The organism is Achromobacter sp. GbtcB20 (genome assembly GCF_019091095.1).
GTDB classification, from domain to species: Bacteria; Pseudomonadota; Gammaproteobacteria; order Burkholderiales; family Burkholderiaceae_B; genus Achromobacter; species Achromobacter mucicolens.
Genome location: NZ_JAGXJZ010000941.1, coordinates 1 through 233, shown reverse-complemented (window position 1 = coordinate 233; position 233 = coordinate 1). Strand labels below are relative to the sequence as shown.

General features: G+C 73.4%; 1 pseudogene. It reads left to right on the top strand.

The window, feature by feature from the left end:
* Window positions 1-233: pseudogene (locus KVT32_RS31735) on the top strand (histidine kinase); the annotation flags it as partial.

The window sequence follows — 233 nt, the reverse complement described above, 5'->3', positions numbered from 1 at the left end:
CCGAGCGCACCGAGCGCATCGTCGCCGGCGTCGCCGCCCAGGCCGCGGTGGCGATGGACAACGCGCGCCTGTACGAGGTGGCGCAGAAGTTGGCGCCCGAACGCGACGCCCTGCTGCAGAGCGAGCGCACGGCGCGCGTCGAGGCCGAGCGCATGAGCCGCATGAAGGACGAGTTCCTGGCCATGCTGGCGCACGAGCTGCGCATCCCGCTGGCGCCGATCAGCAGCTCGGCC